The organism is Sphingomonas sp., from assembly GCF_036388435.1.
Lineage (GTDB): Bacteria > Pseudomonadota > Alphaproteobacteria > Sphingomonadales > Sphingomonadaceae > Sphingomonas.
In genome coordinates this window covers 1-21487 of record NZ_DASVRV010000053.1, presented here as the reverse complement: position 1 = coordinate 21487, position 21487 = coordinate 1, and the positions used below count along the sequence as shown (strand labels likewise).

Here is a 21487-nt window from a genome sequence, read left to right as displayed (position 1 = left end):
CGCGGCGCGCTCACGCCGGCCGATCGTCATGACGGCGAAGGGAGTGGCTACTCCCGAAGGCACCGGTCCAGCCCGTCGCGCCGGACCACGCCCACCTGTCGGGCCAGCCGGTCGCCGTGCCGCCGGGTGAACCCGCCCGGCGCGATCGCAGCGCGCTTCTTGGGCAGCGGCAGCACCGCGGCGATCCGCCCCGCCTCGGTCGGCGACAGGGTCGCGGCCGAATGCCGGAAGTAACGCCGCGCACCCGCCTCAGCGCCATAGGTGCCGATCCCGGTCTCGGCGATGTTGAGGTACACCTCCATGATCCGGCGCTTGGGCCACAGCGCCTCGATCAGCACGGTGAACCAAGCCTCGAACGCCTTGCGGACATAGCCGCCGCCCTGCCACAGGAACGCGTTCTTGGCGGTCTGCTGGCTGATCGTCGACCCGCCGCGGATGCGCCCGCCCCGGACATTGGCCGCCGCCGCCCCGGCGATTGCGCGGAAGTCGAAGCCGTTATGGAGGCAGAAGCGCGAATCCTCGCCTGCGATCGCGGCCCGCGCTATGTCGGGGTCGATCCGGTCGATCGGGGTCCAATCCTTGACGACGCTCCGGCCCGCGAACAGGTCGCCCGCCATCGTCGCGGTGAACGGCACCGGCACGAAGCGATAGGCGAGTACCCATAGAAGCGACAGCGCGACGAACCAGAGCGCGGCTTTGACGACGAGGCGAAGGACCGAGAACATCGATCTTCCCTAAGACGCCCCGCCGGCAATTCAATGAAACATCCGTTCCGGATCAGGTCGGGCGTGTCCCTCGCCACGGCTTCGCTAGCCTGCGGTCGCGGTGCGGTGAAGGACGACGAATGAGCGAGACGGTGGATTTCGAGTCCTTTCGGACGTCGTGGCTGGAAAGCGTCCAGTCGGGCTCGCCGAGCACCGTGGAACTGGGCCGACGTTTCGCGCTCAAGCTGGTGAGCCAGTGGATCGACGCGTCGGAGGCGACCGCCGACTTCGTCTATTGCGACGGGTCGGGGGACGGCGGCATCGACGTCGCGGTGCTCGATGTCGGCATGGACGCGTCGAGCGACGCCCCCGAGGAGTCGGGCGACGCCTGGTACCTGGTGCAGAGCAAATACGGCTCCGCCTTCGCGGGCAGCGGCACGCTGATGGCCGAAGGCCAGAAGGTGATCGAGACGTTGGACGGGCGCCGCCCCCGCCTCAACTCGCTCGCGGAAGGATTGCTCGAACGCCTGAACAACTTCCGCAACGCGGCCGGACCCTCAGACCGGCTGGTGCTGGTGTTCGCGACGGAGCGACCGCTGAACGAGAACGAGCGTCTGGCGCTCGACGACCTCCGCAAGATCGGACGCGAGCGGCTGGGCCCGATCTTCGACGTCGAGGCGCTGTCGATCGAGACCATCCACAAACGGTTGCAGGACGAGGCGTCGGCGACGGCCCGGCTCCGCTTGCCGCTGGAAGGCAATCTGGTCGATGCGGGCAATGGGCTGCTCGTCGGTTCGGTGCCGCTCGTTTCGCTGTACGATTTCCTGAAGCGCTATCGCGACAAGACCAGTGACCTCGACCAGATTTACGAGAAGAACGTCCGCCGCTTCCTGGGCGGGCGCGGCAAGGTCAACCGCGGGATGCAGACCACGCTGCGTGACGCGCCCGAGCGTTTCGGCCTGTACAATAACGGCATCACCCTGGTCGTGTCCGATTATGCCGACGCGGACGGCGCGTTCCAGCTCACCGATCCTTACGTCGTCAACGGCTGCCAGACTTCTCGGACGATCTGGGAGGTGTTCCAGCGCCGTTACGCGGCCGGGGGCACGGGAGTCGACCCGGAGATGGAAGAATGGAAGCAGCGCGCGGCCAGCGCCGTGGTGGTCGTCAAGGTGGTGAAGGTGGGAACCGCCGGCGAGGCGCTCCTCCAGGCCATCACTCGCTACACCAACAGTCAGAACGCCGTTCGCGAGAAGGACTTCCTGGCGCTCACGAGCGACTTCCACGCGTGGCAGCAACAGCTCAGCGAGCGCTATGGCCTGTATCTCGAAATCCAGCGCGGCGGCTGGGACTCGCAAAAGGCGCTCCAGTACAGCAACCCGTCGACCCGCCAATATTCCCGGACTGCGAACGCCGCCGATCTGATCAAGGCATTCGGCGCGGGCTGGCTCAACGAGGCGGGCAATGCGTTCGGGAAAAATCCGCCCTTCCTGCCCGAAGGCGCGATCTTCAAGCGCATCGTCAACGATGTCGACGAATCCACGGGCGAACCCTTCGGCGCGGACGATCTCTATGCCGCCTACCTCCTCCAGGCCGGAGCGGACGAGTTAAAATTCGGACGCGGGGCGCAGACTTCGCGCCGCCAGACCCGCTTCCTCTTCTACATGGTCGCGGTGGACCTGCTGCGCGACGTGCTGACGCGCACGGGCAAGAACCCGTCGTTGCGCGACCTGTCGGCGGCGATGATCAAGACCTTCGGCAACCCGGAAGCACGCGCGGCGCTGCTCGACCAGGCGGTCGAGGTGATCGACGGCTATATGACGCAATCGTCGGACGATTCGGTGTTCAAGGAACCCGCCTATTCGGGAACCTTCAACACCGATCTCAACGGCTTTCTGAAGTGGGAAAAATTCGGTCGGTCCGAACTCGACACGCCGCGCCTGCGCAGTGCCCTGGCCATGGCCAAGTCGCTGATGGGGCGCGGGTCGCCGGGCAGCGCCGCCCCGACGCCGCGCGCGCTCATCCAGCAGGTGGCGGTCTGAGGATCAGGCCAGCGACAGCATCCGCTTCTCGCCCGCCAGCCGCATCATCGCCTTTTGCAGCTTCTCGAACGCGCGCACCTCGATCTGGCGGACGCGTTCGCGGCTGACGCCGTAGACCTGGCTCAGTTCCTCCAGCGTCTTGGGGTCATCGGTCAGGCGGCGCTCGGTCAGGATATGCTTCTCGCGGTCGTTCAGGTCGCTCATCGCGTCGACGAGCATGTCGTGGCGGACATCGGCCTCCTGCGCGTCGGCGACGACCTTGTCCTGAAGCGGTGCGTCGTCCTGCAGCCAATCCTGCCACTGGCCCTCGCCGTCCTCGCGCATCGAGACGTTGAGAGACGTGTCGCCCCCCATCGCCATGCGGCGGTTCATCGACACCACGTCGCCCTCGCTCACGCCCAGATCGGTCGCGATCTTGGTCACGTCCTCGGGACGCAGGTCGCCGTCCTCGAACGCGTCGAGCTTGGACTTCATCCGGCGCAGGTTGAAGAACAGCTTCTTCTGCGCCGCCGTGGTGCCCATCTTCACCAGTGACCAGGAGCGCAGGATATATTCCTGGATCGAGGCACGGATCCACCACATGGCATAGGTCGCCAGGCGGAACCCGCGATCGGGTTCGAACTTCTTCACGCCCTGCATCAAACCGATATTGCCCTCCGAGATGAGCTCGGACGTGGGCAGGCCATAGCCGCGATAGCCCATCGCGATCTTGGCCACGAGCCGCAGGTGCGAGGTGACGAGCTGCGCCGCCGCATCGGTATCGCCATGCTCCGAGAAGCGCTTGGCGAGCATATATTCCTGCTCGGGTTGCAGGATCGGGAATTTCTTGATCTCGGCCAGATAGCGGTTGAGGCTCTGTTCACCGCCCAGCGCCGGAATCGTCGCCGGTACGTTGCTTCGTGCTGCCATGATCCTATCTCCCGCCTCTGGAGGAACGTCGCGCATACCCTGCGCGGCGATCGTTAATCTATACGTGAAGGTGGCTGAACAGTTCCTGCATGTCATCGGGCCAGCTGCTTTCCCAGCCCATAGTGGCGCTTGTCACGGGATGTTCGAACCCCAGAAAAGCAGCGTGCAGTGCCTGTCGTCGAAACCCAAGTTGCTCCGTGACCGTCCCTGTAGCACCTTTGGATCGTCCATAAACGAGGTCGCCGAGCAATGCATGTCCTATCGACGCGAAATGTACGCGAACCTGGTGCGTGCGACCCGTTTCGAGCCGACATTCGACCAAAGCCGCATCGCGCAGCCGTTGCAGCGTGCGATAATGGGTGACCGCGCGCTTGCCGCCCCGGACGACCGCGATCTTCTTGCGGTTGGTCGTCGAGCGCGCGAGCGGCGCGTCGATGGTCCCTTCCGCCGGGCGTGGGATGCCCCAGACGATCGCGCGATAGCGTCGGTCGATGCTGTGCGCCGCGAACTGCCGCGCCAGCCCCTCATGCGCACGGTCGGTCTTGGCCGCGACCATCAGCCCCGACGTGTCCTTGTCGATGCGGTGGACGATGCCGGGCCGCGCAACCCCGCCGATCCCCGACAATTGCCCGGCACAGTGGTGGAGCAGCGCGTTGACGAGCGTGCCGTCGAGATTGCCCGCTGCCGGATGGACGACGAGACCGGCGGGCTTGTCGACCACGATCAGATGCTCGTCCTCATGGACGACGACCAGCGGGATGTCCTGCGCCGCCGCGGTCGCGGGAACGGCGCCGGGCACCGCCACGGTGAACTCGTCCCCCTCGCGAACCTTGCTCGACGCATCGGAGACGCGCGCCCCGCGCCGGCTCACCGCGCCCTCCAAAATCAGCGCCTTGAGTCGCTCGCGCGACAGCGAGGGTATGGCATCGGCCAGCGCCCGGTCGAGCCGTACGCCCGCTCCTTGCGCGCCGATGCGCGCCTCCATGATGGCAACCCCCCGGTCCATGAGGGTGGAATATGAGGTCGATCGCGCGGATATCAACGGCGCTGCTCGCCGCGATCGAGGCCGAAGCGCACGCGTCGCCTGGATTGGAGATATGCGGGCTGCTGCTCGGAACGTCCGACCGGATCACCGGCCGCGAGCCGGGGCGCAACGTCGCGGCCGACCCTCGTTCAACCTTCGAAGTCGACCCCGCAACGCTCCTGGCCACGCATCGCCGGGCGCGCGCGGGCGGGCCGGGGATCGTCGGCTGCTATCATTCGCACCCCTCGGGCGGCACCGATCCTTCGGCGCGCGACGCGACCGACGCGGCGCCGAACGGCTGGCTCTGGCTGATCGTCGGGGCGGCGGAGGCACGGCTGTGGCGCGCGGTGGCCGACGGCGTGCGTCACGGGCGCTTCGACCCGGTGACGCTCACTTGCGTCGATGCCCCCCCTCCGCCAGAGAACCTCGTCGTTTCAAGGATGTGTCGATGAGCGTTACGCCGGTTGATCTCGCGAGCCTGCTCTGTTCGCGGCTGTGCCATGACCTGCTGTCGCCGGTGGGGGCCCTCAACAACGGGCTGGAACTGCTCGCCGACGAGACCGATCCCGCGATGCGCGAGCGGTGCATGGACCTGCTGGGGGAAAGCGCGCGGGTGTCGGCGAACAAGCTCAAATTCTTTCGCCTGGCGTTCGGGGCCGGCGGCGGGTTCGGCGACGCGATCGACGCGCGCGAGACCCAGGCGGCGGTGCGCGGGCTCGTCGCCGATAACAAGCGGCTCGAGCTCGGTTGGTATGTCGAGGAGCCCACGCTCTCGAAACCCGCGACCAAGGTGCTCCTCAATCTCGTGCTGGTCGCCGCCGACGCGCTGGTCCGTGGCGGCAGCCTGGATGTCGGCGCCGAGGAGAATGAGCAGGGCGCCGAGATCGTGATCAAGCTGGAAGGGCAGCGGATCATTCTCGACCCCGCGCTCCGCCGGATGCTTGTCGAGGGCGAAGGTCCCGGCGAGGAGGAGCGCGTCACGGCCCGCTCCGCGCCGGCCTATGTCACCCATGATCTGGTCGCCCGTACCGGCGGCGCCATTCTGGTGTCGGAGCCCGCCGAAGGGGTAATGATCCTGGGCGCGACGATCCGGGGCGGCTGAACCGGGCGATCAGGTAAACCTGCATTTAACCCGACGCGTTCATGACGGGCCCTGGAAACGGGGAGCGCATGGACGAGCTGCTGCAGGAATTCATCGCCGAAACCCGCGAAACGCTGGAAGCGCTCGCGGGCGAGGTGGTCGCGTGGGAAGCCAACCCGACCGACCGCGCGCGGTTGGACGCGATCTTCCGCTTCGTTCACACGGTCAAGGGGAGCTGCGGCTTCCTGGACCTGCCGCGTCTCGCCCGGTTGAGCCATGCGGCCGAGGACGTGCTCGCGGCCGTGCGCGACGGCAAGCGCCAGCCGGATACCCGGCTGGTCAACGCGGTGCTGGCCATCGTCGACCGCATAGGCGAGATCGTCGAGGCGATCGACGCCGGCCACGCGCTCGACGACTCGGCGGAGGACCTGCTCGTCGCGGCCTTGGCAGAGGACGCCCAGCCCGTCGCTCCCAGCGCGGCGCCCGCGGCGCAGCGTGCGCCGACGCGCAGCGTGCGGCTCAATGTCGATCTGCTCGATCGGATGATGAGCGGCATGTCGGACATGGTGTTGGCGCGCAACGAACTCGCCCGGCGGATGCGCGACGGCGATGCCGATCCCCAGGCCGAGGCCGCGCTGGAGCGGCTGTCCGCGACCGTCGCCGAGATGCGCGACACCGTGACACGTACCCGGATGCAGCGGATCGAGACCTTGTTCTCCGCCCTGCCGCGCATGGTCCGCGACACCGCGGCCTCGCTCGGCAAGGCGGTGACGCTCCATATCGAGGGATCGGACGTCGAACTCGACCGCGAGATGATCGAGATGATGCGGGACCCACTGGTCCACATCATCCGCAACGCGATCGATCACGGCGTCGAGGCCCCATCCGTCCGTCGCGCCGCCGGCAAGCGTGAGACCGGCCGGTTATCGGTGTCCGCGCGCCAGTCGGGGAACCGCATCATCATCGAGGTCGGCGACGACGGCGCCGGTATAGACGTGGCCCGCCTGGTGACCAAGGCGCGCGCGCTCGGGCTGCACGACCCGCAGGCGCTGGCCGTCATGGACGACGCGGCCCGGCTCGACCTGATGTTCGTGCCCGGCCTGTCGAGTCGCGACACCGTGTCCGACATATCGGGCCGGGGCGTCGGCATGGACGTGGTCCGCGCCAATGTGGAACAGATCGGCGGTCGGGTGTCGCTGCTCAACGCGCCGGGCGCCGGCCTGACGGTCGTCGTGGAGGTGCCGCTTACCCTGTCCATCCTGTCCACGATCGTCGTCGGCGCGGGCGATCAGCGATTCGCGCTGCCGCGCCAGTCGGTCGAGGAGATCGTCACGCTGCGCGGCGACGCCGCCCGGGTCGACCTGCTCGGCGACTCGCCGATCATCACGGTGCGCGGAGTCAGGCTGCCGCTGGTCGACCTGGCCGCGCTTCTCGGCCTGCGCGCCGCATCGTTCTTCGACCTGCATACCGTCGTGATCGTCTCGACCCGCGACGGCTCCTTCGCACTGGCGGTCGACACGGTGATCGACACGGAAGAACTCGTCGTGAAGCCTGCGGCCCCGGCGATCATGGCGACGGGCCTTTATGCGGGTCAAACGCTCCCCGACTCGGGACTGCCGATGCTGCTTCTCGACGGGGCGGGGATCGCGACCACCGCAGGGCTGTGCTTCGACGACCGCGAAACGACGCGGGACCAAGAGGAAGGGGAGATGGCGGGCATCTCGGCGCTTCTTTTCGAAGACCTGGACGGTTGCCGCCGCGCGATCGCGCTCGCCTGTGTCGACCGGGTCGAGACGGTCCCCGCTGATGCGATCCGGCTCACCGCAGGCCGTTTGAGGCTCGCGATCGGCGGCCATATCATCCCGCTTTACGCCGTGACCAACGATGTTCAGGGCGAAAGCGCCACGATATTGCGGCTGGCCGATGACGGAACGGAGGTCGGATACCGCATCCGTGAGCCGATCGACATCATCCAGCTGCCGCTCGATCTCGCGCCCGCCGATCGGGGCCGTTACCTCGGAGTCGCGGTGATCGGCGAGGAACAGGTCGAGATCATCGACCCGCTGACTCTATTCTCGGAAGCGGGGAGCGCGGCGTCGCCGGGACCGATCTGCCTGCTGGATGCCGAACAGGGGGGCTGGATGGGCATCTTCCTGAAACCGACGCTGGAGGCGGCGGGATATCGGTGCGTCACCCGCCTGCGCGGGGGAGAGCAGGCCGCCGTCATGCTGACCTTTGGAGACGAAGGGGAGGGCGCCACACCCCTTGTGCGGCTTACTACCGATCGCGCCGATGCCGACGGCGTGGGCGTCATTCACCGCTACGACCGTGACGGCCTGATTTCCGCCATCGCCGCGCGTGTCGCCTCGCCACCACGCACAACCAGGATCGCATCATGACCGAATTGTTCCTGGTCGCCCGGATCGCCGGCCGCGGCGTCGCCATTCCCGCGACCCAGGTCGATTCGGTCGTCGACATCGGCGAGATCGTCGCGGTTCCTCGTGCCGAAGACTGCATAAAGGGGCTCGCCGCACTTCGCAGCCGGGTGGTGACCGTGATCGACACGGGCCTCGCTCTCGGCCTGGCGCCGCTGGGCCGAACCGTGCGCGCGGTGATCATCTCGGTCGACGGGCATCATTACGCGGTGCTGGTCGATGCGCTCGAGGATGTCGCCACCTTCGAGCGGCGTCCCCTGTCGTTCGGGCTCTCCCTTGGGCCGGGCTGGCGCGCGGCGGCAACCGGCGTGGTCGAGCGCGACGGAGAACCGTTGCTGGTCATCGATCCGGCCGCACTGATCCCGGCGACGCTGCAGCAGGCGGCTTAACGCGCCCGTTACCTATGCTCGGCTAAGGCTTCGGGCGACTAGTGGAAGGTTCCCGATGAAGACGTGCCTCGTCGTCGACGACTCGAAGGTGATCCGCAAGGTTGCGCGTCACATCCTCGAAACGCTAAACTTCACCGTGACCGAGGCGGCGGACGGTCGCGAGGCGCTCGACCGCTGCCTTGCCTCGCCGCCGGACGTGATCCTCCTCGATTGGAACATGCCGGTGATGAGCGGGATGGACTTTCTCCGCGCGTTACGGGCGTCGGACGTTCCTACCCGCCCCAAGGTCGTGTTCTGCACGACCGAGAACGGCATGGCCTATATCCGCGCCGCGATCGAAGCGGGGGCGGACGAATATGTCATGAAGCCGTTCGACCGCGACACCCTCGAATCCAAGCTCCAGATCGTCGGCGTCGCCTGAACGTCAGCTCGGACGGGGAACCGAGCGCGTGCGCGCCATCACCGATAGCGAGACCCGCCTCCGGCCGGGGCGCGTCCTGATCGTCGACGATTCGGCGGTCGCGCGGGCGGTGCTCGGACGGGCCGTTACGGCGTCCGATCGGCTCGTCATAGCCGCGGCCGTGTCCGCCGCCTCGGGCGCGCTGGCGTTCCTCGGGGCCAACGAAGTCGATATCATCATCCTCGACATCCAGATGCCGGGCGTCGACGGGCTGACCGCCCTTCCCGAACTGCTGGCCGCGGGACGGGGCGCGAAGGTGCTGATCGTCTCCGCCGAAGCGGGGGAGGGCGCGACGGCGACGCTTCGTGCCCTTGCGCTCGGCGCTGCCGACACGCTGGTCAAGCCTGCGCCGGGCGAACGCTCGCACCAGTTCGACAGGGAATTGGTGGAGAAGCTGGAGCGGCTGCTCGATGTCGGGCGGCAGCCTTTCGTCCTTCCCCATGCGGTCAGGCCATCGTCGGCGCCGACGCCGGGCGCGACCGAGCAGCCGTTCGACGTGGTCGCGATCGGCGCCTCGACCGGCGGCATCCATGCGCTTTCCCTGCTGCTTCGCGCGTTGCCCGCCAGCTTCGTCACGCCGATCCTGGTCACCCAGCATCTCCCCGCATCGTTCATGCCCTATTTCGCCGCCCAGCTCGCGATCCTGGGGAACCGGCCTTGCGAGGTCGCGACGGATCGCCTGCGCCTGCGGCCCGGACGTATCGTCGTCGCGCCGGGCGACGCGCATCTTCGGATGGTCGCGCTCCCCGACGGTGGCGGCGCGATCCGGCTGTCGGTCGATCCGGCGGCCAGCGGGTGCCTGCCTTCGGTCGACCCGATGTTCGCATCGATCGCCGACTGCTTCGGCGCGCGCGCGTTGGGCGTGGTGCTCAGCGGGATGGGCCGCGACGGCGTCGACGGTGCCCGAAGGCTAGCCGCCGCCGGTGGCTGCGTCATCGTACAGGACGAGGCCAGCTCAGCCGTCTGGGGCATGCCCGGCGCCGTCGCGAGCGCCGGGATCGCCAGCGCGATTCTCGCGCCCGGCGCGTTGGGTGAGCTGATCGCTTCACGAAGGCGACCGATTTGACCAATGGCTCCCGCCTGACGCGCGCCCCCGGCTCCGCTCCCGGCGTTCTGGCCGCGCTGTTGGAGGCGCGAACGGGCCAGCAGCTCGCGGCCGACCGGGCGTGGCGCCTCGACACCACCTTGAACCCGCTGCTGCGCGAGCTCGGCCTCGACGATCTCGACCAGCTCGTTCGCGCGATGCTGGACGGCAAGCACCCGTCGCTCGCCGATCGGATCGTCGATGGCCTGCTCAACCAGGAATCCTCGTTCTTTCGCGATCCTGCCATCTTCGACCTGATGGCGGAGGCGCTCGCGGCGTCGACGCCCGGGCGGGTCGCGCGGATTTGGAGCGCGGGCTGTTCGACGGGACAGGAGCCGTTGTCGCTCGCCATGATGCTGGCCGAGCGGGCGAACGACGACGGGTTCGACATCGTCGCCAGCGACGTGTCCGATGGGGCGCTCGCTCGCGCGCGAGCGGGCCGCTTCTCACAGTTCGAGATCCAGCGTGGGTTGCCCATCCGGCGGATGATACGCTGGTTCGACGCGGTCGACGCGGACTGGGCCGCCAAGCCCGAACTCATGCGGCGGATCGCGTTTCACCGCGTCAATCTCGTGGCGGATCGGCCGCCCCCCGGCCGCTTCGATCTGGTGCTGTGCCGCAATGTGCTGCTCTACCTCGCGCCGGCCGAGCGCGGGGCGGTGTTCGAACGGCTCGCGCGATCGCTGCGGCCCGGCGGGCTGCTCGTGCTCGGCGCGGGGGAGACGGTGATCGGGCAGACCGACGCGTTCAGACCCAGCGCGCGCTTTCGCGGACTCTACGAGGTGGTGAGCGCCGCCGGCGGTCGCGGAGCGGGCTGACGGTTTACAACGCGGCGCGGCCCGGCCAAGCCTATGTGCGCCATGACCATCATCGACACGCCCTCGCCCAATCACGACGAGCGCCTGGGCCCGATCACCATGATCGTGCTCCATTATACGGGCATGGTGGACGCGGAGTCCGCGATCGCGCGGCTGCGCGACCCCGTCGCCAAGGTCTCCGCCCATTACCTGGTGGCAGAGGACGGCACGGTGCTGCGGATGGTCGACGAAAGCCGCCGCGCCTGGCACGCCGGTGCTTCTCACTGGCGCGACGTGGACGATGTGAATTCGGCGAGCGTCGGGATCGAGATCGTCAATCCCGGTCATGAATTCGGCTATCGGCCGTTTCCCGACGAGCAGATCGCCGCCGTCGTTCGACTCGTTTCGGCCATCAAGGATCGGTACGGGATCACGCGCGGCAATATCGTCGGCCATTCGGACGTGGCCCCCGCCCGCAAGCGCGATCCGGGGGAATTATTTCCGTGGCACAGTCTGGCGCGGCTGCGGCTGGCGCTGCCCCGCCCGACCAAGAACCTGATGGATCCGGGCTGGACGCAGGGCGGGTTCCTGCTCGCGCTCGAACGCTTCGGCTATGACGTGACCGACCCGATGGCGGCGATCATGGCGTTTCAGCGCCGTTTCCGGCCCGAGATGCTCGACGGCGAGATCGATGCCGAATGCCGCATGATCCTGCTGGCGCTCCTCCTTCCCAAACCGCAGGGCGACGAGTAGGGCCGTAAGCGTCAGAGGGTCGGGCGGCCGCGTCGCATCGCAAGGTGCGTCGAGGAAAGTCCGGGCTCCGTGGAATAACGGTGCCGGGTAACGCCCGGCGGGGGCGACCCCAGGGAAAGTGCCACAGAAAGCAGAAGGCGACGGCTTCGGCCACGTCAGATTGAAAGGGTGCGGTAAGAGCGCACCGCGTTTCCGGTAACGGCGACGGCACGGCAAACCCCACCGGGAGCAAGACCGAATAGGGGTGGCATGGCGTCCGCAAGGGCGCCGGGGCGTGTTCCCGCCCGCCGCCCGGGTTGGTCGCTGGAGGCGGCGCGCAAGCGTCGTCCGAGAGGAATGGTCGCCCAATCCCTTCGGGGAGGGACAGAACCCGGCTTACAGACCCTCTGGCACTCGGTCCGAAAACTCGGCACAACCTCCGGAAACAACGGGGTCGCATCCATGTCGAATCATCACGCGCGCATCGGGGCGGCCGTCGCGCTGCTCCTCGCCTCGACCGGCTATGCGCAACCAGGACCGACCACACAGCAGGCGTTTGACGCCGCGACCGCGCTGGACGCGGGGACCGACCGGGCCGCCGCGCTCGCCGCCTGGGAACGCCTGGAGGTCAGGCCGGGCCTGAGCAAGCGTACCCGTGCGATCGTGCGGGTGCGCAAAAGCCGTGCCCTGTACGCGCTCGGCCGCACCGACCAGGCGATCGCCGCGGCACGCGCCGGTCTCGTCGATCTCCCCGCGACCGACCCCAGCCTGCGGGAGGATCGTCAGCAGACCCATTTGGCGCTCGGGCGCATGGCCGAGGAAGCGATCGATTTCGCCAGCGCCGCCGACGACTTCGCCCGCGCCGAGGCCCTGGCCGTCACGCCCGCGGAGAAGGTGGCGTCGCTGGACGGGCTGGCGGCGACGCAGACCTTCATCGATCCGGCGGCAGCCGGGGCCGCGCTCGACCGTGCCGACGCCATCCTGGCCGGCGTGAAGGCCGAGCCCGCGGTCATGGCCGCCTTCGCACGACGTCGCGGCATTCTCGCGCTCAATCGGGGGGACTTCGCGGCCGCGCGCCAGCACAGCAGCCGCGCGGTCAAGTTGCTCGGCGGTCTCACGCTCCGCCTCGACAGCAACGACGTCTCAGCCCGCAACGATGCCGCGCTCGCCTATCTGCTCGGCGGCGACCCGGACAAGGCGCGCGAATATTTGGCGTATACGGGTGCGGGGCGGATGCCGAAGGGCAAATTCGATGCAGGCACCCAGATGACCGTTCCCGATTGCGGCGCGGAGGCGGGACTGAAGCCCGCCGACATGGCGGTGATCGAGTTCACGGTCGGCGACGACGGCCAGGTCCTGCTCGCCACGCCCATCTACGCCGCGGGTGGCCCCGAGGTCGCGCTGGCGTTCGCGCGAGAGGCGCGGGGCTGGTCCTGGTCGGCCGAGCAGGTTGCGGCGATGCCGAGATTCCTCCGATACCGCGCCCGAGTCGAGATGCGCTGTTCGACCGGGTTCGAGCGTCCTTCGGTGAATAGCCTGCTCGCGACCGATCTCGGTTCGTGGCTCGCCACCAAGGGCGCCCCGATCACTCCGGCCCAAGGCTCGGACGCGGCCAATCTCGAGCGCCAGCGCGCGCTTCTCGGCGCGGCGGCTCCGAATGGTCCGCAGATGCTCGCCGCCCTTGCCGGCCTCCTTGACAACAGCGCCCTGCCCCAGCACGAGCGGCACGGGCATGCCACCCGCGCGCTGGCGCTCGCCGTCGCGCAGGGCGCCCCCGCCACGGCTCGGCTCGCGCTGCACTTAAAGGAGCGCGCCTCCTCGGCCACCGAGACCTGGCGGGCAGGAACCTATCGTCGCCTGCTCGGCCCCCTTATGTCCGACCCGGTCTATGCCGCCGATCCGCGAGCACGGGCGGCGCTGCGGCTGCTCATCGCCGATGGCGAGGAGCCGCGGGAAGCCAGGACCTTCCTCGCCCAGGTGAGCGGCGACCCGGCGCTGCCCGTCAACGAGCCGCTCAGGGTCGGCGCGCTCGTCCGGCTCGCCTCGATCGAACACGCCGCCGGCAACGCCGCCGCGGCGAAAACCGCGTTCGAATCATCGGGCCTGGCCGCGAGCCAATGCGCCATCATTGACAAGCCACCCAGGATGCTGCGCGTCGGTGGTACCTTTCCCCTGGAGGCGCAGCGCTGGGGTTTCGAGGGTTGGACGCAGACCCAGTTCGACATCGGCGCCGACGGCAGGGTCCTCAACGAGCGCGCTATCCTGGCCTATCCACCGTTCGTCTTCTCCAAGGCGGGGGCGCAGACCATCGCGGGCGCGCGGTTCGATAAGTCGTTCCGGCCGGACGGCGGCCTGGGCTGCGGCGCCCAGACCACGCGGGTCCGCTTCGCCCTCCCGGAGTAGGTTGCCGGATTAGGCCGCGTCCAGCTCCGCGGTCGGCACCAATACGCGGTCGGGCCGCCCGATCTCGTCGAGCGTCGTCCCCCGGTCGATCTCCATCAGCGGTTTGAGCAGGCCGTCGCGGATGTCGTAGACCCAGCCGTGAAGCACCAGCTCGCGCCCGCGTGCAAAGGCGCCCTGGACGGTCGCGGTCCGCGCGAGGTTCAGAAGCTGGTCGCGCACATTGACCTCCACGAAGCGGTTCACCCGTGCCTCGCCTTCGGGCAGCGCCTCGATCTCATCGGCATGGGCGTGCCGCACCGCGCGCGCGGTGTCGAGCCAGCGATCGACGGGCCCCGTCGCCCCGCCGTCCAGCGTCGCCTTGATCCCGCCACAGCCATGATGGCCGCACAGCACGATATTGGGAACCTCCAGTACGTCCACCGCGAACTGGATCACCGACATCAGGTTCAGGTCTTCGGGATTGACCAGATTGGCGATGTTGCGGTGGATGAACATGCCGCCGGGCTGGGTCTGGGTCATCTGCTCGGGGCTGACGCGGCTGTCCGAACAGCCGATCCACAGGAATTTGGGCCGCTGCCCGGCAACCTGGCGGGTGAAATATTCCGCATCCTCGTCGAGAAGCTCGGCCGCCCATGCCTTGTTGGCGAGCAGGATCTGCCGATGGTCCTTCATGCGTAGCTCACTTCCGACGAGGGGGCCTGGATCAATGGTGCGGTGCGCCGGCCGATGTCGCCGCGCACCATGACCGTTATGTTCCGGTACTGCGCGCCCTTGATGAAGGAATTGATGATGTCGACATTGTCCAGGTCTACATAGCTGGTCGAGGACAGGTCGATCAGCAGGTCGGCCCCATCGGGTACCTGCGCCAGTTCCCGCTGCAGTTCGTATTTGTGGATGAAATACAGGTTGCGCCGCGCCCGGATCAGGCAGTCGTTGCCGTCGCAGGCAAAGGTGATCGCGGTGCGGAAGTTGCGCGCGATCACGAAGGCGAAGCCGACCGCCAGCCCGATGCCGATCCCGATCAGCAGATCGGTGAACAGGATCGCCAGGATCGTGATCACGAACGGCACGAACTGCGTCCAGCCCTGCTTGTAGCGTTGCAGGAACAACGCCGGCTTGGTCAGCTTATACCCCGTCGCGATCAAGACCGCCGCGAGTGCCGCCAGCGGAATGAGGTTGAGGAGCGCAGGGATCAGCGCGACGCTCAGCAGCAGCCACGCGCCGTGCATCATCGTCGACAGCTTCGACTCGGCTCCCGAATCGACGTTCGCCGACGAGCGCACGATGACCGAGGTGACCGGCAAGCCGCCTAGCAGACCCGAGACGATGTTACCGCCGCCCTGCGCGAACAATTCACGGTTCTTGTCGGTGGTGCGCCGCTTCGGGTCGAGCTCGTCGATCGCCTTGACGCTCAGCAGCGATTCCAGGCTGGCGACGATGGCCAGCGTCACCGCCGTCGTCCACACCGCCATGTTGCCGATCTGCCCGAAATCCGGAAGCGAGAACAGGCCGGTGAACTCGCCGAAACTGCCCGCGATCGGCACCTGCACCAGATGATCGCGCCCGAGCTGGCTGCCCGGCGCGACGAGCCCGATCAGCATATTCCCGATCACGCCGATCAGCACCACGACCAGCGGCCCCGGTAGGAAGCGCAGCGGCCCGGTCTTGGGCCGCGCCTTGTCCCACCAGAACAGGAAGGCGAGCCCGGCCAGCGCGATCAGCACCGCGCCGGTCGCCGTGCTCTCGCGCGCCGCGCGCCATATCGACGAGAAAGTATTATACCCATCCGCCTGCATGAACTCAAAGTCGCCTTCGAAGTCGCCGTCATAGCCCAGCGCGTGGGGCACCTGTTTCAGGATCAGGATCAGCCCGATCGCCGCCAGCATTCCCGTGATCACCGAGGAGGGGACGAACTCGGCGAGCACGCCGCCGCGCGTCAGCCCGAACGCGACCTGGAGGATGCCCGCCAGCATCACCGCGAGCAGGAACGCCTCGAAGCTCGGTAGCCGCTCGATCGCGGCGAACACGATCACCGTCAGCCCGGCGGCGGGACCGCTGACCGACAATGGCGACTTGGACAGCGCGCCGACGACGACCCCGCCGACGATGCCCGCGATCAGCCCGGAAAAGAGCGGGGCACCGGATGCGAGCGCGACGCCCAGGCACAAGGGTAAGGCGACCAGCGCGACGACGATCGACGCCGGCAGATCCGCGCGCCAGGTGCCGAGGGACAAGGTGGGTTTCTGCATCGGGGCTCCAGAGTCCGAACCGGTGGCGGGGCCGGGCGACGCCATCGCCGGACGAGTTCGCGAATAAGAGCCGCCCATGCCGCACCCACCCAATGTGTACGTATCACATTCGACGAACCGTGCACGACCAGCGCCGTCGCGAGTTATTCGAACCCGCGGAAACGACCTTGGTTGCGCCGGTCGCCTGCGGGCCTATGTCGGGCGCGATGAGGCGCAGCACCGGCAGATCGAACGATTGGGGCTTTCCCCGCTGGCGGGGCTATGGCTCCGAACGCGGCGCCACGCAGGTGCGTCTATGCGATCGGCATGGCTGTACAGAGCCGGGCGACCGCCCCGCGCCCAAATCGCCCAACAGCCCCGACCGCTGGTATTTCTGCGAAACTCATGCCGGCGAATATAATCGCGGCTGGAATTACTTCGAAGGCCTGAGCGCCGAGGACGCCGCCGCGCGCGAGAAGCAGGAAAGCGGGGAGGGCGCGGCCTTCAAGCAGGCCGATCATTATAGCTGGGGCGGGTCGGGAGACGGCAGCCGCTCGCGCGACGAGATGCGCGCGCTGGGTGTGCTCGGGCTGGACCCGGATGCCGATTTCGAGGCGATCCGCGCGGCGTGGCGCCGCCTCGCCAAGGCAAGCCATCCCGACGTCAAGCCCGGCGACGAGGAGGCCGCGACGCGTTTCCGTCAGATCCAGGCCTCCTACGAGGTGCTGCGCGCCGCGGAGGATCGCCGCCAATGGAAGCCGACGGCGTGAAGCGGGCCGTGCGATCAAATTGGGAACGCGCGGTGCTGGTCTGCGGCAAATGTTCGACCAAGCTCGACGGCGGCTTCGGGTCGAAGGGCCACACCCCGCTCGTCAAGGCGCTGCGTCGGGAACTCGGCGTCGGCAAGGGCCGCAAGGCGCGGATCGGCGTGGTGGAGGTGAAGTGCCTGGGCGTCTGCCCCAAGCGTGCCGTCGTGGCGATCGATGGAGGCGACCTGCGCCACTGGCACGTGATCCCGGCCGGCGCCGATATCGGCCACGTCGCGCGGACCCTGCTCGGCGACGCGGTCGATCCCGATCCGCCCGTCCAGTTCGACCTGGCCGTGACCGAGGTCACCGAAGTGGTGATCCTCCCCGATCAGCCTTCCCTGGCGTAGCGCTCGGCCGTTTCGCGCACGAGCGCGATCATGTTGGGCACGCCCTGCGTCCGACTGGAGCTGAGCTGGCGCTTGAGGTCGAACGGCGCGAGCGTCTCGGCGATGTCGGTGCCCAGGATGGCGCGGGCGGGGCGGTCCTGCACCGCCAATAGGATCAGCGCGATGATGCCCTTGGTGATCGACGCGTTCGAATCGGCCAGGAAGTGCAGCGTCCCGTCCTCGCGCGGCATCGGATAGACCCATACCGATGCGGAGCATCCCCGCACCAGGGTCGCGTCGGTCTTGAGCGCGGCGGGCATCGGCTCCAGTTGCCGCCCCAGATCGATCAGGAGGCGGTAGCGGTCGTCCGCGTCGAGGAACTCATATTCTTCGCGAACGTCGTCGAGGTTGGACATGACGGGCAGGTAGGTGGGGCGGACGAGGCGAGCAAGCCGCGTCTACAGATCCACCCCCGCCGCGATCGCCTCCAGCTTCCTGATCCGCTCGCGCAGGTCTGCCATCTCAATCCGCGCGCCGGCGTTGCGGCCCGGCTCGGCGACGGGCTGGACCCGCGCCTCGATCTCGCGCCGCTTCAGCGCCACCCAATCGCGCCAGCCCGACAGGCCGGCGCTCACCACCATGCCCAATCCGGCCAGCCCCGAAACCGCCAGGGTCACATACAGGTTCATCTCGTTCATCGCCGCCTCCTCTAGCGGTCGCGCAGCCGCTCGATCTCGCGATCGAGGCCGAGGCTGCCGTGATTATCGGTGATCACCCGCTCCAGTACCTGGATGCGGTCCTTCATCTGCCGGACCTCGTCGCGCAGCCGCAGCGTCTCCGCGTCGTCCGTGCCCACTCGCCCCCGACGCTCCTGCCGATGCCGGTTCTTGATGATCCCGCCCACGACCCCGATCAGCACGATCAGGACCACCATCCATTGTCCGCCGCTCATCGTCTTCTCCCCTCGTCCTCGGTTCTAGTTCAACGGCCGCTCGTCGCGCAGCCGCTCGATCTCGCCGGCCAGGTCGGTGCCGCGGTCGGTGACGATCCGCTCCAGCACGCGCACCCGCTGCTCCAGCCGTTCGGTCCGCGCGGCATATTGCGCCGCCTTCTCGGCGACCATCGTCGCCTCCAGTTCCATCTTGCGCTCGCGCAGCCGGATCATCGGCTTGATCACCACATTGGCGATGATCGCGACGATCGGGATCAGCAGGGCGAAGATCGGTATCAGCACGGGGTTCATCGGCCTGGTCCTCAGTTCGCGCGGTCGCGCAGGGCGCTGATCTCGCGGTCCAGCTGGTGCGATCCGTCGGTGACGATCCGCTCCACATTGGCCAGCCGGTCCTTGACCGACCCCAGCTCGGCGCGGAGCTGCCCGTTCTCCTGGCTGAGGAGCCTGACGCGCTCCACCGTCTCGTCGTTCTTCTTCGGATACACCGCCTGCCCCCAGGCGCCGTCGAGCGGATAGCCGTTCTTGATTCGCATCCACGTGGTCAACACCCAACCGGCGACCGCCGCCATTCCCACCATCGCCGCGACCGGCGCGAAGCTCTCGAACGGAAACATCACGAATTCCCCCTTTTCGACCCGCGTCTAGCGCAGGCTCTCGATCTCGTTGGCCAGCTGCGTGTTGCGGCTGGTGTAATAGGTCTCCATGTCCGCCAGGCGACGGTCGATCTCGCGCAGCTTGGAACGGACCTCGGTCGTCGAGCGCGTCGGGTTGGTGCGGACGCCCTGCCAGAACTTCGCGTCCTCCGGCGTGTCGTACAGTCCGCTCGGTCGCTCGTTCGCCATCCAGGCGATCAGGAGATAGGCGATCAGCGTCCAGGGAAAGCCCCCGGCCAGGGTCAGCAGGATCACGCCGATGCGGACCCACATGACCTCCAGGCCCGTATAGTCGGCCATCCCGGCGCAGACGCCCTTCCATTTGCGGTTCTGCCGGTCGAGGTAGAACTTGGTACGGCTCGCGGACATCTCAGTTCCTCCGATCGATCTGATAGGGTTGCTGGGGAGCGCTCAGGCCGGGCTTCCAGTCGGGATTGTCGGCGGCGACGATCCGCTCGACCGTGTTGAGCCGATCCTCAAGCCGGCGGGCGAGCATGTGCATCTCGTCGAGCAGCTTCTCGTCTTCGTCGGTGATGCGCGGCGCCTGCTTCCATTTCGTGATGTAGTGCAGGATCAGCCAGGGCAGCGCGACGAACAGGAAGCCGACGACCACGATCGGTACGAGTATATCCTCCATCGGTCAGCCCTCCCGATTGCCGCTGGTGTTCAGGCGACGCTTCAGCTCGGCGAGCTCGGCGTCGACCCGGTCGGAGGCGCGCAGGTCGGCGATCTCCTCTTCCAGCGTCTTCTGGACGCCCAGCCCCATCGCCTCGGCGCGGCCCTCCGCGTCGTCGACCCGCCGCTCCAGCACGTCGAAGCGGCTGAACGCGTCCTCGGTCTTCGCGCCCGCATACATCTGGCGCAGCCGCACCCGGTTATTGGCGCTTTCCAGCCGGGTCTGGACCGAGCTTTGCTTGGCCCGCGCCTCGCGCAGTCGCGTCTGGAGCTTGGCGATGTCCTCCTCCGACGCCCGGAGCGCGTCGTCGAGCACGCCCACCTCGGCGCGCAGCTGGTCGGCCATGTCGGCCGCCTTCTGCCGCTCGACCAGCGCCGCCTTGGCCAAGTCCTCGCGGTCCTTGCTCAGCGCCAGCTCGGCCTTCTCGGTCCAGCTCGCCTGGAGACCGTCCAGCTTGCCGATATGTCGGCGCATCTCCTTCTGGTCGGCGATCGTCCGGGCGGCGGAGGCGCGGACCTCGACCAATGTCTCCTCCATTTCCAGGATGATCATGCGGATCATCTTGGCGGGGTCTTCGGCCTTCTCGACCAGGTCGGCGAAGTTGGCGGCGACGATGTCGCGGGTGCGGGAGAATATGCCCATGAAAATCTTACTCCGGTGAAATCGTTCAGGCGGTCAGGACGATCGGCGCGGGCACCGTGTCGATGCCGGCGCCGAAGTCCGCCTGGGCGGGGCCGACCGCGCCGATGATGCAGGTGGCGCTCATCAGCACGGTGCAGAGGACGGCGGCGAAGCGGCGGGCGAAGTCGGTGTTGAACATGATGGAGGCTCCTTTTGATCGGCGCTCTGTGCGCCGTTGTTGCGGTATGCCGACATCGTTGCACGGCCCGTGCCAGTTTCGTGTTGCGTGTATATTCAATTACTTGGGCGGAAATGCCGGTCCGGCCTGATCTGTCGCCTTGCCAAGTCTTGGGAATTCGCGCCAAACGGATGGCGTGGAACGCGCATCGCAAGTCATCGGTCAATCGAGTGCCTTTCTCGACGTGCTCGAACGCGCCAGCCGCGCGGCCGCGCTCGACCGGCCCGTGCTCGTCATCGGCGAGCGCGGCACCGGCAAGGAACTCGTCGCCGAACGCCTGCACCGGCTGAGCCCGCGTTGGGACCAGCCGCTCGTCATCATGAACTGCGCCGCGCTGCCCGAGACGCTGATCGAGGCCGAGCTGTTCGGCCACGAAGCCGGCTCGTTCACCGGCGCGACCAAGGCGCGTGCCGGGCGGTTCGAGGAAGCCGATGGCGGCACCCTGTTCCTCGACGAGCTGGGCACCTTGTCGATGGCCGCGCAGGACCGGCTGCTCCGCGCGGTCGAATATGGCGAGATCAACCGCATCGGCTCCTCGCGCGCGATCCGCGTCGACGTGCGCATCGTGGCGGCGACCAACGAACATCTGCCCGACAAGGTGGCCGCGCATGAATTCCGCGCCGACCTGCTCGACCGCCTGTCGTTCGAGGTGGTGACGCTTCCCCCCTTGCGCGCGCGGGCGGGCGACATCCTGGTCCTCGCCGATCATTTCGGGCGTCGGATGGCGGCCGAGCTCGGCTGGAGCAAGTGGCCCGGCTTCGGTCCTTCCGCGATCGCGACGCTGAGCGGGCATGACTGGCCGGGCAATGTGCGCGAGCTCCGCAACGTCGTCGAGCGCGGCGTGTATCGCTGGGATCGCGAGGAACCCGTCGACCGGATCGAGATCGACCCGTTCGACTCGCCCTATCGCCCGCGGACCAGATC

Annotated in this window: 27 protein-coding genes and 1 other RNA gene; 14 read left to right on the top strand and 14 right to left on the bottom strand. The window is 67.9% G+C overall.

Annotated elements, in window-relative coordinates:
- Positions 1–47 precede the first annotated feature (47 nt).
- The gene (gene mtgA / locus VF592_RS12995; RefSeq protein ID WP_331006057.1) at positions 48–725 is read right to left on the bottom strand and encodes a monofunctional biosynthetic peptidoglycan transglycosylase; all 678 of its coding nucleotides are present in this window, start codon (positions 723–725) and stop codon (positions 48–50) included.
- A gap of 119 nt (positions 726–844) precedes the next feature.
- Between mtgA and VF592_RS12990 the strand changes: the two genes are divergently transcribed.
- Positions 845–2746 (top strand): AIPR family protein, encoded by a 1902-nt coding sequence (locus VF592_RS12990; protein WP_331006056.1) that lies wholly within the window; start codon positions 845–847, stop codon positions 2744–2746.
- 3 nt (positions 2747–2749) lie between these two features.
- Here VF592_RS12990 and rpoH read toward each other — a convergent pair whose 3' ends face one another.
- A complete protein-coding gene (gene rpoH / locus VF592_RS12985) occupies positions 2750–3655 on the bottom strand; it encodes an RNA polymerase sigma factor RpoH (protein ID WP_331006055.1) in 906 nt (301 codons plus the stop codon).
- 58 nt (positions 3656–3713) lie between these two features.
- Positions 3714–4661: an RluA family pseudouridine synthase gene (locus VF592_RS12980; protein WP_331006054.1), complete on the bottom strand. Its 948-nt coding sequence runs from the start codon at positions 4659–4661 to the stop codon at positions 3714–3716.
- Between the two features lie 11 nt (positions 4662–4672).
- Between VF592_RS12980 and VF592_RS12975 the strand changes: the two genes are divergently transcribed.
- The 10 genes from VF592_RS12975 to VF592_RS12930 all read left to right on the top strand — a co-directional run bounded on the left by VF592_RS12975 (position 4673) and on the right by VF592_RS12930 (position 14060).
- Positions 4673–5131 (top strand): M67 family metallopeptidase, encoded by a 459-nt coding sequence (locus VF592_RS12975; protein ID WP_331006053.1) that lies wholly within the window; start codon positions 4673–4675, stop codon positions 5129–5131.
- The gene (locus tag VF592_RS12970) at positions 5128–5781 is read left to right on the top strand and encodes a histidine phosphotransferase family protein (protein ID WP_331006052.1); all 654 of its coding nucleotides are present in this window, start codon (positions 5128–5130) and stop codon (positions 5779–5781) included. The genes VF592_RS12975 and VF592_RS12970 overlap by 4 nt, the downstream gene beginning before the upstream one ends.
- 68 nt (positions 5782–5849) lie before the next feature.
- Positions 5850–8159: a chemotaxis protein CheA gene (locus VF592_RS12965; protein ID WP_331006051.1), complete on the top strand. Its 2310-nt coding sequence runs from the start codon at positions 5850–5852 to the stop codon at positions 8157–8159.
- Entirely contained in the window at positions 8156–8584 is a 429-nt protein-coding gene (locus tag VF592_RS12960; RefSeq protein WP_331006050.1) for a chemotaxis protein CheW, read from the top strand. The genes VF592_RS12965 and VF592_RS12960 overlap by 4 nt, the downstream gene beginning before the upstream one ends.
- A 55-nt stretch (positions 8585–8639) precedes the next feature.
- Positions 8640–9005, top strand: a complete 366-nt coding sequence (locus VF592_RS12955; RefSeq protein WP_331006049.1) for a response regulator — start codon at positions 8640–8642, stop codon at positions 9003–9005.
- 28 nt (positions 9006–9033) lie between these two features.
- Positions 9034–10110: a chemotaxis protein CheB gene (locus tag VF592_RS12950; RefSeq protein WP_414714222.1), complete on the top strand. Its 1077-nt coding sequence runs from the start codon at positions 9034–9036 to the stop codon at positions 10108–10110.
- A complete protein-coding gene (locus VF592_RS12945; protein ID WP_331006048.1) occupies positions 10107–10946 on the top strand; it encodes a CheR family methyltransferase in 840 nt (279 codons plus the stop codon). Before VF592_RS12950 ends, VF592_RS12945 begins: the two co-directional genes overlap by 4 nt.
- A gap of 42 nt (positions 10947–10988) precedes the next feature.
- Positions 10989–11678: an N-acetylmuramoyl-L-alanine amidase gene (locus VF592_RS12940; protein WP_331006047.1), complete on the top strand. Its 690-nt coding sequence runs from the start codon at positions 10989–10991 to the stop codon at positions 11676–11678.
- Between the two features lie 11 nt (positions 11679–11689).
- An RNA gene (rnpB, locus tag VF592_RS12935) (RNase P RNA component class A) lies at positions 11690–12072 on the top strand.
- A 47-nt stretch (positions 12073–12119) separates the two neighbouring features.
- Complete coding sequence (locus tag VF592_RS12930; protein ID WP_331006046.1) at positions 12120–14060, top strand: hypothetical protein; 1941 nt, start codon at positions 12120–12122, stop codon at positions 14058–14060.
- Positions 14061–14069: 9 nt separating this feature from the next.
- Here VF592_RS12930 and VF592_RS12925 read toward each other — a convergent pair whose 3' ends face one another.
- Together VF592_RS12925 and VF592_RS12920 are read right to left on the bottom strand one after the other, a co-directional pair.
- Complete coding sequence (locus VF592_RS12925; RefSeq protein ID WP_331006045.1) at positions 14070–14732, bottom strand: carbonic anhydrase; 663 nt, start codon at positions 14730–14732, stop codon at positions 14070–14072.
- A complete protein-coding gene (locus tag VF592_RS12920; protein WP_331006044.1) occupies positions 14729–16309 on the bottom strand; it encodes a SulP family inorganic anion transporter in 1581 nt (526 codons plus the stop codon). Before VF592_RS12920 ends, VF592_RS12925 begins: the two co-directional genes overlap by 4 nt.
- 206 nt (positions 16310–16515) lie before the next feature.
- Here VF592_RS12920 and VF592_RS12915 point away from each other — a divergent pair, with 206 nt between their 5' ends.
- A complete protein-coding gene (locus tag VF592_RS12915) occupies positions 16516–17058 on the top strand; it encodes a J domain-containing protein (RefSeq protein WP_331006043.1) in 543 nt (180 codons plus the stop codon).
- Positions 17040–17444, top strand: a complete 405-nt coding sequence (locus VF592_RS12910; protein WP_331006042.1) for a (2Fe-2S) ferredoxin domain-containing protein — start codon at positions 17040–17042, stop codon at positions 17442–17444. The genes VF592_RS12915 and VF592_RS12910 overlap by 19 nt, the downstream gene beginning before the upstream one ends.
- Here VF592_RS12910 and VF592_RS12905 read toward each other — a convergent pair.
- The 9 genes from VF592_RS12905 to VF592_RS12865 are packed head-to-tail and all read right to left on the bottom strand — an operon-like array spanning position 17426 to position 20524.
- Positions 17426–17839, bottom strand: coding sequence for a SufE family protein (locus VF592_RS12905; RefSeq protein ID WP_331006041.1), 414 nt, complete (start codon positions 17837–17839; stop codon positions 17426–17428). The genes VF592_RS12910 and VF592_RS12905 overlap by 19 nt on opposite strands.
- A 42-nt stretch (positions 17840–17881) precedes the next feature.
- Positions 17882–18121 (bottom strand): hypothetical protein, encoded by a 240-nt coding sequence (locus VF592_RS12900; RefSeq protein WP_331006040.1) that lies wholly within the window; start codon positions 18119–18121, stop codon positions 17882–17884.
- Between the two features lie 11 nt (positions 18122–18132).
- Positions 18133–18375, bottom strand: a complete 243-nt coding sequence (locus VF592_RS12895) for a hypothetical protein (RefSeq protein WP_331006039.1) — start codon at positions 18373–18375, stop codon at positions 18133–18135.
- 24 nt (positions 18376–18399) lie between these two features.
- The gene (locus VF592_RS12890; protein WP_331006038.1) at positions 18400–18666 is read right to left on the bottom strand and encodes a hypothetical protein; all 267 of its coding nucleotides are present in this window, start codon (positions 18664–18666) and stop codon (positions 18400–18402) included.
- Positions 18667–18677: 11 nt separating this feature from the next.
- Positions 18678–18989 (bottom strand): hypothetical protein, encoded by a 312-nt coding sequence (locus VF592_RS12885; RefSeq protein ID WP_331006243.1) that lies wholly within the window; start codon positions 18987–18989, stop codon positions 18678–18680.
- Between the two features lie 27 nt (positions 18990–19016).
- A complete protein-coding gene (gene pspC, locus VF592_RS12880; protein WP_331006037.1) occupies positions 19017–19397 on the bottom strand; it encodes an envelope stress response membrane protein PspC in 381 nt (126 codons plus the stop codon).
- Between the two features lies 1 nt (position 19398).
- Positions 19399–19665, bottom strand: coding sequence for an envelope stress response membrane protein PspB (pspB, locus tag VF592_RS12875; RefSeq protein WP_331006036.1), 267 nt, complete (start codon positions 19663–19665; stop codon positions 19399–19401).
- A 3-nt stretch (positions 19666–19668) separates the two neighbouring features.
- A complete protein-coding gene (gene pspA, locus VF592_RS12870; RefSeq protein WP_331006035.1) occupies positions 19669–20346 on the bottom strand; it encodes a phage shock protein PspA in 678 nt (225 codons plus the stop codon).
- 25 nt (positions 20347–20371) lie between these two features.
- The gene (locus tag VF592_RS12865) at positions 20372–20524 is read right to left on the bottom strand and encodes a hypothetical protein (protein ID WP_331006034.1); all 153 of its coding nucleotides are present in this window, start codon (positions 20522–20524) and stop codon (positions 20372–20374) included.
- A 175-nt stretch (positions 20525–20699) separates the two neighbouring features.
- Here VF592_RS12865 and VF592_RS12860 point away from each other — a divergent pair.
- On the top strand, positions 20700–21487 hold a 788-nt coding region (locus VF592_RS12860), incomplete at its 3' end, for a sigma 54-interacting transcriptional regulator (RefSeq protein ID WP_331006033.1).

What these genes read in the sequence shown, in the direction of transcription:
- mtgA (WP_331006057.1), bottom strand. Translation starts at nt 725, where the DNA reads ATGTTCTCGGTCCTTCGCCTCGTCGTCAAAGCCGCGCTCTGGTTCGTC.
- VF592_RS12990 (WP_331006056.1), top strand. Translation starts at nt 845, where the DNA reads ATGAGCGAGACGGTGGATTTCGAGTCCTTTCGGACGTCGTGGCTGGAA.
- rpoH (WP_331006055.1), bottom strand. Translation starts at nt 3,655, where the DNA reads ATGGCAGCACGAAGCAACGTACCGGCGACGATTCCGGCGCTGGGCGGT.
- VF592_RS12980 (WP_331006054.1), bottom strand. Translation starts at nt 4,661, where the DNA reads ATGGACCGGGGGGTTGCCATCATGGAGGCGCGCATCGGCGCGCAAGGA.
- VF592_RS12975 (WP_331006053.1), top strand. Translation starts at nt 4,673, where the DNA reads ATGAGGTCGATCGCGCGGATATCAACGGCGCTGCTCGCCGCGATCGAG.
- VF592_RS12970 (WP_331006052.1), top strand. Translation starts at nt 5,128, where the DNA reads ATGAGCGTTACGCCGGTTGATCTCGCGAGCCTGCTCTGTTCGCGGCTG.
- VF592_RS12965 (WP_331006051.1), top strand. Translation starts at nt 5,850, where the DNA reads ATGGACGAGCTGCTGCAGGAATTCATCGCCGAAACCCGCGAAACGCTG.
- VF592_RS12960 (WP_331006050.1), top strand. Translation starts at nt 8,156, where the DNA reads ATGACCGAATTGTTCCTGGTCGCCCGGATCGCCGGCCGCGGCGTCGCC.
- VF592_RS12955 (WP_331006049.1), top strand. Translation starts at nt 8,640, where the DNA reads ATGAAGACGTGCCTCGTCGTCGACGACTCGAAGGTGATCCGCAAGGTT.
- VF592_RS12940 (WP_331006047.1), top strand. Translation starts at nt 10,989, where the DNA reads ATGACCATCATCGACACGCCCTCGCCCAATCACGACGAGCGCCTGGGC.
- VF592_RS12930 (WP_331006046.1), top strand. Translation starts at nt 12,120, where the DNA reads ATGTCGAATCATCACGCGCGCATCGGGGCGGCCGTCGCGCTGCTCCTC.
- VF592_RS12925 (WP_331006045.1), bottom strand. Translation starts at nt 14,732, where the DNA reads ATGAAGGACCATCGGCAGATCCTGCTCGCCAACAAGGCATGGGCGGCC.
- VF592_RS12920 (WP_331006044.1), bottom strand. Translation starts at nt 16,309, where the DNA reads ATGCAGAAACCCACCTTGTCCCTCGGCACCTGGCGCGCGGATCTGCCG.
- VF592_RS12915 (WP_331006043.1), top strand. Translation starts at nt 16,516, where the DNA reads ATGAGGCGCAGCACCGGCAGATCGAACGATTGGGGCTTTCCCCGCTGG.
- VF592_RS12910 (WP_331006042.1), top strand. Translation starts at nt 17,040, where the DNA reads ATGGAAGCCGACGGCGTGAAGCGGGCCGTGCGATCAAATTGGGAACGC.
- VF592_RS12905 (WP_331006041.1), bottom strand. Translation starts at nt 17,839, where the DNA reads ATGTCCAACCTCGACGACGTTCGCGAAGAATATGAGTTCCTCGACGCG.
- VF592_RS12900 (WP_331006040.1), bottom strand. Translation starts at nt 18,121, where the DNA reads ATGAACGAGATGAACCTGTATGTGACCCTGGCGGTTTCGGGGCTGGCC.
- VF592_RS12895 (WP_331006039.1), bottom strand. Translation starts at nt 18,375, where the DNA reads ATGAGCGGCGGACAATGGATGGTGGTCCTGATCGTGCTGATCGGGGTC.
- VF592_RS12890 (WP_331006038.1), bottom strand. Translation starts at nt 18,666, where the DNA reads ATGAACCCCGTGCTGATACCGATCTTCGCCCTGCTGATCCCGATCGTC.
- VF592_RS12885 (WP_331006243.1), bottom strand. Translation starts at nt 18,989, where the DNA reads ATGTTTCCGTTCGAGAGCTTCGCGCCGGTCGCGGCGATGGTGGGAATG.
- pspC (WP_331006037.1), bottom strand. Translation starts at nt 19,397, where the DNA reads ATGTCCGCGAGCCGTACCAAGTTCTACCTCGACCGGCAGAACCGCAAA.
- pspB (WP_331006036.1), bottom strand. Translation starts at nt 19,665, where the DNA reads ATGGAGGATATACTCGTACCGATCGTGGTCGTCGGCTTCCTGTTCGTC.
- pspA (WP_331006035.1), bottom strand. Translation starts at nt 20,346, where the DNA reads ATGGGCATATTCTCCCGCACCCGCGACATCGTCGCCGCCAACTTCGCC.
- VF592_RS12865 (WP_331006034.1), bottom strand. Translation starts at nt 20,524, where the DNA reads ATGTTCAACACCGACTTCGCCCGCCGCTTCGCCGCCGTCCTCTGCACC.